The 9,970-nt window shown below is 64.4% G+C and carries 9 protein-coding genes; 3 read left to right on the forward strand and 6 right to left on the reverse strand.

Translation table 11 applies throughout. The features are described 5' to 3' along the window. Positions 1 to 119: 119 nt before the first annotated feature. Entirely contained in the window at positions 120 to 1,364 is a 1,245-nt protein-coding gene (locus XB14_RS04730) for a sensor domain-containing diguanylate cyclase (RefSeq protein ID WP_077960520.1), read from the reverse strand. Between the two features lie 321 nt (positions 1,365 to 1,685). Between XB14_RS04730 and XB14_RS04735 the strand changes: the two genes are divergently transcribed. Together XB14_RS04735 and XB14_RS04740 are read left to right on the forward strand one after the other, a co-directional pair. After that, positions 1,686 to 2,354, forward strand: coding sequence for a phosphoribosyltransferase (locus tag XB14_RS04735; protein WP_077960521.1), 669 nt, complete (start codon positions 1,686 to 1,688; stop codon positions 2,352 to 2,354). Between the two features lie 167 nt (positions 2,355 to 2,521). Next, complete coding sequence (locus tag XB14_RS04740; RefSeq protein WP_077960522.1) at positions 2,522 to 3,157, forward strand: cysteine hydrolase family protein; 636 nt, start codon at positions 2,522 to 2,524, stop codon at positions 3,155 to 3,157. A 161-nt stretch (positions 3,158 to 3,318) separates the two neighbouring features. On the opposite strand, the gene XB14_RS04745 is transcribed toward XB14_RS04740, so the two are convergent. Then, the gene (locus XB14_RS04745; RefSeq protein WP_077960523.1) at positions 3,319 to 4,527 is read right to left on the reverse strand and encodes an adenylate/guanylate cyclase domain-containing protein; all 1,209 of its coding nucleotides are present in this window, start codon (positions 4,525 to 4,527) and stop codon (positions 3,319 to 3,321) included. 158 nt (positions 4,528 to 4,685) lie between these two features. On the opposite strand from XB14_RS04745, the gene XB14_RS04750 reads away from it, so the two are divergent. Next, the gene (locus XB14_RS04750) at positions 4,686 to 5,147 is read left to right on the forward strand and encodes a GNAT family N-acetyltransferase (protein ID WP_077960524.1); all 462 of its coding nucleotides are present in this window, start codon (positions 4,686 to 4,688) and stop codon (positions 5,145 to 5,147) included. Positions 5,148 to 5,262: 115 nt separating this feature from the next. Here the strand turns inward: XB14_RS04750 and XB14_RS04755 are convergent, their stop codons facing one another. From XB14_RS04755 to XB14_RS04770, 4 genes are all read right to left on the reverse strand, one after another. Then, positions 5,263 to 5,823: a hypothetical protein gene (locus XB14_RS04755; protein ID WP_077960525.1), complete on the reverse strand. Its 561-nt coding sequence runs from the start codon at positions 5,821 to 5,823 to the stop codon at positions 5,263 to 5,265. Between the two features lie 36 nt (positions 5,824 to 5,859). Next, positions 5,860 to 8,325 carry an ATP-dependent helicase gene (locus XB14_RS04760; RefSeq protein WP_143348339.1) on the reverse strand — a complete coding sequence of 822 codons (2,466 nt, stop codon included), beginning with the start codon at positions 8,323 to 8,325 and terminating at the stop codon, positions 5,860 to 5,862. A gap of 186 nt (positions 8,326 to 8,511) precedes the next feature. Then, on the reverse strand, positions 8,512 to 8,919 hold the full coding sequence (locus tag XB14_RS04765) for a carboxymuconolactone decarboxylase family protein (RefSeq protein WP_077960527.1): 408 nt from the start codon (positions 8,917 to 8,919) through the stop codon (positions 8,512 to 8,514). A gap of 84 nt (positions 8,920 to 9,003) precedes the next feature. After that, a complete protein-coding gene (locus XB14_RS04770; protein ID WP_077960528.1) occupies positions 9,004 to 9,825 on the reverse strand; it encodes a cyclase family protein in 822 nt (273 codons plus the stop codon). Between the last annotated feature and the right edge of the window lie 145 nt (positions 9,826 to 9,970).

Genomic DNA, 9,970 nt, shown 5'->3' on the forward strand with positions numbered 1-9,970 from the left:
CAAGGTCGCCGTAGCATCTTGAATTGCCGCATGTTTTGCCAGGACGGCCCCAGAGAACATGCGGCCGGGCAGCGAGCTTCACATAGGTTGGGGAAATCGCTTTACAAGGCGCGGCCGGCTCACCCGGTGCCGCGAAGAAGCTGCGGCTCGAGATGGCGGGCTTCGGCTGCCCGCATTTGAGCGGCGGCGGCGGCAAGCGCCCGCGCGCTGGCCTCGGGCTGAAAGCGGCCGGCAATGGTGCAGCGGTCGCGGCCGTCGGCTTTCGCGTCGTAGAGCGCCATATCCGCGCGGATCATGATATCGCTGATCGTATCGCCGGGCTCGGCTTCGGCGAGACCGATGCTCACCGTCAGCCGGATCGGGCGGTCCAAGCGGCCGATCGGCGTATCGCGCACCGTGCGGCCGATCTCCTCGGCCACCGCAAAGGCGGCATCCTCCGAGTGATTGGGCAGGACGATGCCGAACTCCTCGCCGCCGATGCGGCCAAGCGTGCCGCGGCTGCCAAGACAGCTGGCGACGGTGCCGGCGAAATGGCCGAGCGCGGTATCGCCGACCGCGTGGCCATAGCGGTCGTTGATCTGCTTGAAATAGTCGAGGTCCAGCAGCAGGAAGGTGACGGGTCGCTGGCGCGCGAAGCTCACCGCCAGAGCGCGCTGCCCGAGGTCGAGCAGGGCGCGGCGCGACAGGGCGCCCGTCAGCTCGTCGCGGGCAATCGCGCTCTTGAGATCGGTGATCACCCGGTTCTGGATCATCAGGATCACGCCCAGGAAGAGCACGGGCAGGTAGAAGTACCTCAGGACGACGCAGGCGAAGTCCCAGCTGGCCGCCGCAAGCGAGGTCTCGGGCGAACCGTGGGCGATCGGCGAGAAGACCGTGACCGCGATCAGGGCCGAGCAGCCGATGGCGGCGCAGGCGATGACGCAGAGGCGCTCGATCGGCCCCGGTGCTGCGCGCCGATGCTGCGAACAGACGGCGATGATCAGTACGAAGGCGGCAGCGATGCCGACGGCGGAGAGAGCGTGCAATGTCGCACGATGGGGGCCGAAGGCGGCAATCAGCAGCACCACGGCGGAAACCGAGGCGGCGGCGACCAGCGGTGTCGACATCGGCCTGATGACACCGAGCGCACGGTGAAAGCCCGAGAGCACGAACAGACAGGCGCCCGCAAGCACGACGATGCCGAACAGCGACAGCGGCCGGAGCGCCGGGATCTCCGACAGCATCAGCAGGAAGGTCGCCGCGGCCGCCACCGCGCAGGCCGCGGCAAAATCCGTGCCTCCCTCGACCATCGAGGCCCGCAGGGAAATCAGCACAGGGAGCATCGCCAGAAGGGCAATGATCGATATGGCAGGGAGAAAGCTCATTTCGAAACGGCCTGTCGTGCTAAAATCAACAAAGGCGGCTTGCGTCTCAGCCAGATATACGACGCCAATTGGTAGCGATAGCGCCTTAACGAAACCCGGTGAAATCCGTTGCAATTTTAGCGATTGGCTGGGATTGGCGCGGTTGTTCACAGCGGCGCCGGATCAACCGTTGGATGGTGCGCCGGCAGGCGAAGCGGCGTGCATGAAACGTGCCTCGGGTAAGGCCCTTCGGGCGGCGCCGATCCGGCCCCGCAGGCCCGGCACTTGGAGCGTTTTTTAGGCCCGATGCTCACGCAGGAGGGCAAAACCGGGAGAGGCTGCATGTTCACGGCAACGTGGCTCTTCGAGGACCGGGCAGATGCCGGACGCCAGCTGGCGCACGCGGTCGAAGGCGAGAGCCTCGACGATCCGCTCGTCATGGCGCTGCCACGCGGCGGCGTGCCGGTCGCCTATGAGATCGCCGTCCATATCGGGGCGCCGCTCGAAATCCTGATCGTGCGCAAGATCGGCGCGCCGGGGCATTCCGAGTTCGGTCTTGGCGCGCTGGTCGACGGCGAGGAGCCCGAACTCGTGCTCAACCGTCAGGCGATGCGGCTGGTCCGCCCGGCGAAAGGCTATCTGGAGGCCGAGACGGAGCGCCAGCGCGCCGAGATCCTGCGGCGCCGAACGCTCTATTTTGGCGACCGCGCGCCGGCCTCGCCGCGGGATCGTGACGTGATCCTCGTCGACGACGGCATCGCCACCGGCGGCACCGTGCGGGCGGCGATCAAGGCGCTAAAGCGGATGGGGGCGGGCCGTCTCGTGCTCGCCGTCCCGGTGGCGCCGAAAAGTGAACTCGCCGACCTGCGCAGCCAGGTCGATCGCCTCATCTGCCTTGCCACCCCCTTCGCCTTCCGCGCCGTCGGACTGTACTACCGCAACTTCGAGCAGACGGCGGACGAGGAGGTGTTGGCGCTGATGGAGAAGGCTCGGCGGGATAACGGGGCCTGATGCGGTTGCAGGGCAGAGTGACCGATGGTTGCTCCGAACGCCGAAACTTGTCCGAATAGTTGCGTGAAGCGCTCCGGCCATATTGCAACCGCGGGCATCACGCGCCACATTCCGGCGCGAGACGTCGGCGGAGCGGGTGCCGGAGGAGGCGCCGCAGAGGAGAGGCTATGGCCACGAAGCTGGAAATCGGAAGGACGCTCGAGGATTTCTGTCGTCCGGACCGCATGGCGCTTGTTGTCTATGACATGCAGGTGGGGATCACCAGCCAGGTCAAGAACGGTGCGGAGGTCCTTTCGCAGGTGCTGAAGGTATTGGAAGCCGCGCGGGCCGGCGGGTTCCCGGTGATCTTTCTGCGGCATCTGTCGATGCCGAAGCCGCTGATGGGCGCCTTCCAGCTACGCCAGGCAATGGCCTGGCAGCGGACCGACGATCCGGAGGCTGTGCACCCCTGGTTCCTGCGCGGCACGCCGGGCTTCGAGCTGGTGCCGGAACTTGCGCCCCGCGACGACGAGGCGATCCTCGACAAGATCACGTTTTCCGCTTTCGAGGGCACCCCGCTTGCCATGATCCTGCGCGATCTCGGGCTTACCTCCTTTGCCATCTGCGGCATCGCCACGGAAATCGGCATCGACCCGACCGTGCGCCATGCGACCGATCTTGGCCTGGTGCCTGTCGTCGTGCGCGACGCCTGCGGGGCAGGCCACCACGAGGCCGGCGAGCGCGCGATGGAAAACATTGCCTTCATGGGTGATGCGATCATGACCGATGTTCAGGCAATCACCACGGCGATGGCCAGAGGCTGAGGGCACCCCGCGCTTCGGTGCGCAGCGATGCTGACGGGCCGAGCGAGCGCTGCCTCTCTAGAGCATGCCGCGCAAGAATGTGCAGCGATCTTGCGATAACGACATGCGCCAAATCAATAACTTCAAGCGCACGGAGCGAATCTGAAAGATCGCGACACACTTTAAACGCGCCTTGTCATTCTCCAGGTCTCGGTCTCGCCGAAGCCTTTGATGTTGGCGCGTTCTCCAGCCTCGAAACTGTATTTTTCTTCGAGCACCGCCTTGATTTGACCTGTCGTGATGATGCATCCGGCCTGGCCGATCGCCTCGAGCCGCGCTGCAAGGTTCACGGGCGCGCCCCAGATGTCATAGGCATAGCGGGTGCGGCCGAGCACGCCCGCCGTCACCGCCCCCGACGCCATGCCGATCCGCAGCTCAAGGGCAACGCCATGCGCCCTGCCGACATGGCCGGCGATTTCAAAGGCGGTGAAGCCAAAGCTTGCGGCGGCTTCGACCCCGTTCGGATGGGCGCTTGGAACCCCTGCCGCCGCCAGATAGGCATCGCCGATGGTCTTGATCTTTTCCACGCCGAAACGGGCCGATGCCGCATCAAGCGCCGAGAAGAAGGCATCGAGCAGCTGAACCGTGCGTTCCGGGCCGATCTCGTTGGAGAGCCTGACGAACTGGACGATATCGATGAGCAGCACGGTTGCCGTGTCGAACTTCTTGACCGTCGCGGCATGGTCGTCGCTGTGCAGTTTTTCGACGATTTCCGCCGGCATGATCGACAGCATGAGATTGCTCAGCCGCATCTGGGCTTCACGCGCGAGCGACAGGGCATAGTGCATTGTGGCGAACATCAGAAGCGTGACGGTGAGCATGGTCGAGGTGTTGATCAGGAGCAGGAAGCTCTCGTCCTGGTAGACGCCGGCCTGAGGTTCCGGATAGGCGGCAATGCCGACGACGATGGTGGCGGCGGAGGCAAGGCCCAGGCCGGCGACCAGCCGCCAATGCTCAAGCCCGAGGATCGCGAAGGCGACAGGCGTGACGCCGAGCAGATTGAACAAGACGCCGGACCGTCCGCCGATATGGGCGCTGATGATCGAGAGCGCCACGGCGCAGATGGCGAACTCCCAAAGGGCCGACGCGATCTTGCCAAACCGGTGCAAGAGCGGTGTCATGGTGGCGGCTGCCGCCAGCAGCACATTGCAGATCACCAGCTTCTGGAGGCTCGGCTCCTGGTAAAGCGCGTAGAGGATGGCAAAGCCGGTCGAGGAAACGGCAATGACGGCTGCCGCCAGGTTTGCCACCATGATCCCTTGCCGGTCGGCCTCTCGCGTCTGCGTCAGGCCCAGTTCCGCCAGCCAGCGTGTCGTGCTTGTCCAAGACATCTCATCGCCCGCCCTCGGTCGTTGAACATCCCGTCATTTTAGGTGGGTGTAATATTCGCAATTATCGGGGGAAAAGTCAGTCGCAAAGATGCGCCTTGCGCGCAAATCCCGGATGCTGTCGGGTAGACGCCATTCGCCCCGAACGAGCAGGAACCGATATGACCGACGCCCTTTTGATCCGCCCGATAGCCAGGACCGACTACGAGCAGTGGCTGCCGCTCTGGGACGGCTACAACGCCTTCTACGGCCGCTCCGGCGAAACCGCGCTCGATCCTCAGATCACCGCCATGACCTGGTCTCGTTTCTTCGACGCCTACGAGCCGGTGCATGCGCTGGTGGCCGAAAATGAGGGGCGGCTAATCGGGCTCACGCACTATCTCTTCCACCGCAGCACGACGATGATCCAGCCGAACTGCTACCTGCAGGACCTCTTCACCAATGCCGAAGCGCGCGGCAAGGGTGTCGGGCGGGCGTTGATCGAGGGCGTCTACGAGGCGGCACGGGCCGTCGGCGCGCCGCGCGTCTACTGGATGACCCACGAGACCAACGAGACGGCGATGGCGCTCTACGACAAGGTGGCGGAGAAGTCGGGGTTTCTGGTGTACCGGAAGGTGGTTTGACGCCGTTCACGGCCTGGGTCGTGGTCCCGGTGATTGCTCGCGGAGCCCTGCGTGTCGTGGCGCACGAGAGCGGCCCGGGCGGCGTCTTCAATTTGTGGCAAGGCGTTCGAACGGCTCAGGTCTTCGGGCCGTATCGCCGGTGATAACGCGATAGCGTGTCCTGATGGCGGTCACGTCCCACGGCAAGCGTGTTTGAATGAAGGGACAGCGACCTCGGCGTGGAGTTCAAGCCTGTGCGCGATGTCTTCCTTCGTATCTTCGGCGGCAGCGCCATTGCGGCATCCGCCGTGAACCACAGGGTCAGCCACCCGATCCGTCGACCGCTGGTGACCGTGATGGAGGTGATCGCTGACCAGGGAATCCTGTCATCCGAAATTCGCCGGTCGATCAGTCCTTCAGGCGAAAGAGTGACGAGACTGCCATGGAGGCTGACCGCCTGCCACAGAAGCGCCAGCGTGCACCAAACCGAGAACGCGCTCCAGGCGATACCGACCATCAGCGAAAAGCGCTCGTCGGCGTGGAACCAATGGCGGGTGAGCAACATGCAAGACGCCGCCATGGCGCCAAAAGCGATTATCTGTGCGACGAGCTTCGGCCAGGATTTGCCGATCTTGGTCGTGCCAGATGTGTCGACTGTGTAGGCCGGGTCCACATATTCCAACCAGGCAGGCCGCATCGTCGCTCAGGGCCCCGTTCCGAACAACGACTCGCCTCACGCCTTCTCGACAAAGCCATCGAGCACGCGCTTCTGGCCGGCGCGGTCGAAGTCGATGGTGAGCTTGTTGCCTTCGATGGCGGCGATGTTGCCGTTGCCGAACTTCATGTGGAAGACGCGGTCGCCGACCACGAAGCGCGAGGGCTCCGTCGCCGTCGATTTTGCCACCAGTTCGCCATCGATGGTGCGGCCGCGCGGGCCGCTTTCGCCGTAGCCGATGCGCTCGACCGCGTGGCCGGAGCGGGTGCCCCAGTTGTCGCGGGTGGCGTCGGAGCGGTGCTGCTGGGCGCGCTTCCAGCCGGGCGTCGAGTAGTTGTTCTGGAAGGGGTCAGCCTTGTCGAAGCGCGACTGGCCGTAGCCGCCGCGACCATAGCCGCCATAGGACTGCTCGTTCTCGGCCACGTCCACATGGGCGAGCGGCAACTCCTCGAGGAAGCGTGACGGCATGGTCGACTGCCAGAGGCCGTGGATGCGGCGATTGGAGACGAACCAGATGTGGCAGCGATGCTTGGCGCGGGTGATGCCGACATAGGCAAGGCGGCGCTCTTCCTCGAGACCGGAGCGGCCGCCCTCGTCGAGGGCGCGCTGGTGCGGGAACAGGCCTTCCTCCCAGCCGGGCAGGAAGACGGTGTCGAACTCCAGGCCCTTGGCCGAGTGCAGCGTCATGATCGACACGGCGTCGAGGTTCTCGTTCTGCTCGACATCCATGACCAGCGCCACGTGTTCGAGGAAGCCGCGTAGGCTCTCGAAGGCTTCCATCGAGCGGATGAGTTCCTTCAGGTTTTCCAGCCGTCCGGGGGCCTCGGCCGACTTGTCGGCCTTCCACATGTCGGTGTAGCCGCTTTCCTCAAGGATCTGCTCGGCAAGTTCGGTGTGAACCGTGGTCTCAAGCAGGGTCTGCCAGCGACGGAAATCGGTGACGACGTCGAACAGCGCCTTGCGCGCCTTCGGCTTCAGCTCGTCGGTCTCGATGATTTCTGAGGCGGCAGCCAGCATCGGGATATCGCGGGCGCGGGCATAGTCGTGCAGCGTGCGCACGGTGGTATCGCCAAGGCCGCGCTTCGGCGTGTTGACGATGCGCTCGAAGGCGAGATCGTCGGCCGGCTGGCAGACCAGGCGGAAATAGGCCATGGCATCGCGGATTTCGAGGCGCTCGTAGAAGCGCGGGCCGCCGATGACGCGGTAGTTGAGGCCAAGCGTGACAAAGCGGTCTTCGAACTCGCGCATCTGGAACGAGGCGCGCACCAGGATCGCCATGTCGTTCAGATTGTGTTTCTGGCGCTGGAGTTGCTCGATCTCCTCGCCGACGGCGCGGGCTTCCTCCTCGGAATCCCAGGCGGCATGCACCTGCACCTTCTCGTCATCCGGATCGGTGCGGTCGGTAAAGAGCGTCTTGCCGAGGCGGCCTTCGTTGTGGGCGATCAGGTGCCCGGCAGCCCCGAGGATATGCTCGGTCGAGCGGTAGTTGCGCTCAAGCTTGATCACCTTGGCGCCCGGGAAATCCTTCTCGAAGCGCAGGATGTTGTCGACTTCGGCGCCGCGCCAGCCATAGATCGACTGGTCGTCGTCGCCCACGCAGCAGACGTTCTGCGGCACGCCCTTCGGCCGCTGGGCGAGCAGCCGCAGCCACATATACTGCGCCGTGTTGGTGTCCTGGTACTCATCGACGAGGATGTAGCGGAACTTGTCGTGATAGTCCTTCAGCACGTCCGCATGCATGCGGAAGATGCGGATCGGGTGCAGCAACAGGTCGCCGAAGTCGCAGGCGTTGAGCGTCAGGAGCCGGTTCTGGTAGGCGGCGTAGAGTTCGCGGCCCTTGCCGTTGGCAAAGGCGCGGGCGTCCCCCTCGGGGATCTGCGCGGGGTCGAGGCCCTTGTTCTTCCAGCCGTCGATCATGCCGGCAAACTGCTTGGCCGGCCAGCGCTTGTCGTCGATGCCTTCGGCCTGGATCAGCTGCTTGATCAGCCGCACCACGTCGTCGGTGTCGAGAATGGTGAAATCGGAACGCAGGCCCACGAGTTCGGCATGGCGGCGAAGCAGCTTGACGCCGATCGAGTGGAAGGTGCCGAGCCAGGGCATGCCTTCGACCGCATGGCCGACGAGCACGCCGATGCGTTCCTTCATCTCGCGCGCCGCCTTGTTGGTGAAGGTCACCGCCAGGATCTGCGAGGGGAAGGCGCGATTGGTCGAAAGGATATGGGCGATGCGGGTAGTCAACACCCGGGTCTTGCCGGTGCCGGCGCCGGCAAGAACGAGCACGGGGCCATCGAGGGTTTCGACCGCTTCCGACTGTTCGGGGTTGAGGCCGGAGAGATAGTCCGGGCGCGGCTGGGCGCGATCGCGCGCGGCCATGGCGCGTGCGGCGATGCCGCCGGCTGCTGGAACACCGCCGGGGGCGGGCTGCTGCTTGCGCGGCGCCGGCTCCTCGTCGAAGAAGGGAATATCGTCGAAACCACTCATCATGCGGCTCAATGTAGTGATTCGGTGTGGAAAGGCCAGAAAGGATGTTCTTCTTTTATTCCGTTTTCTGCGCCACCGACACCAAGCCTGTGGAAAGACAGGCGATTTCGAGACCGCTTATTCTTGGGGCTGTTTGGTTTGTCGCATGTCGTCGTCGCAAAACCGCTGCACAGTTTTGGGCGACATGCTTTATCCGGATGTCTTGTCGAAAACGGGATCGACAGGCACCTGCAACGCGGTCGCAAGCTGGTTGGTGCGGGCGGCAAGCGAGATCACGCGCATGAGGTCGGCGTGCTCGGCATCCGTCATGCCCTTCGCCTTTGCCGCCGCCGTATGGGAATGGGCGCAGTAGCCGCAGCCATTGGTGACCGAGACGGCGATGTAGAGCATTTCCTTGACCAGCGGATCGAGCGCCGATGGTGTCGCCATCACCGCTTTCACGTCGCGCCAGGTCTGTTCCAGGAGCTCGGGGTCGAAGGCGAGCCAGAGCCACATATTGTTGATGAAATCGGATTTGCGGGTGGCGCGGATGTCGTCGAACACGGCTTTGACGCGCGGATCGGCTTCCGGGTCCTTGGGTGGGGTAACTGTGCTCATGGGTTTCCTGGCGTGGGGGTTTAAACGTGACGTCGCGGCATGAAGGGGCCGGCGGCCTTGGCGCCGCCGGGGCGCTGGGCGGGATCAGGCAAGCGCGAAGACACGCGCCGGGCCGCCGGTGCCGCCGCGGTGCTTCGGCGCACCAAGAATGAGCGTCGCGCCTTTGACCGGCAGCTTGTCGAGATTGGCGGCGGCCTCCAGCCCCCAGCGACCCTCGGGCAGCCAGGCATAATGCGTGGCGAAATCGGGCGAGGGGCCATGGTCGAGCGACAGCGTATCGACGGCGATGCCGGCCGCCTTGCTCTCTTCGATGAGATATTTCGCTGCCTCGACGTGGAAGCCGGGGAAATGCAGCTTGCCGCCGCCATCGGCATTGCGGAACTTGTCCGTGCCCATATGGGCTCCCCAGCCGGAAAGCATGGCGACGCAGGCGTTTTCCGGGATCGCGCCATTGGCCGCGACCCAGGCCTTGAGATCGTCGGGCGTCACCTGCGCATCGGCATCGTTCTCGGCTTTCGCGCGGATGTCGACGATCACGAGCGGCACGACGAGCTTTTCCACCGGCAGTTCGGCAACCGAGAGACCGTCGGCCGAGAAGTGCAGGGGCGCATCGACATGGGTGCCGGTGTGTTCGTTCACCCGGAGCTCGAACATGTTGAACTTGTCCTTGGCGTAGTTGAACTTCTCCTCGCGGAAGAACTGCTGCTGGCCGAAGAAGGTCGGAAAGTCCTCATGCAGCTCGTGCGTCAGGTCGGTGACGCTGTTATGTCCTTGGGCGAGAGCGGGTGGGGCAGCACCGACGCTTGCCGCGGCCAGACCCGCGGTTCCAACCGCTGCCGCCTTGAAGAAGCTTCGGCGCGAGAGCATGCGCTCTTTCACCGTTTGCATGACGCAGGCATCGCACATCGATTTTTCTCCCCCAAGAGGCCTGAAGGTCAGGCGCAAAGCCGGCCGAAACACGCTGCCGGCGGTTGCAGGATAGCGGAGTGCCGGCGGCTGTAAATGGAAATTGTCTAGTGAATTTCTGGACAAAGCCGCGATGCATCGCGCG

The organism is Ensifer adhaerens (assembly GCF_002007205.1).
GTDB classification, from domain to species: Bacteria; Pseudomonadota; Alphaproteobacteria; order Rhizobiales; family Rhizobiaceae; genus Ensifer; species Ensifer adhaerens_D.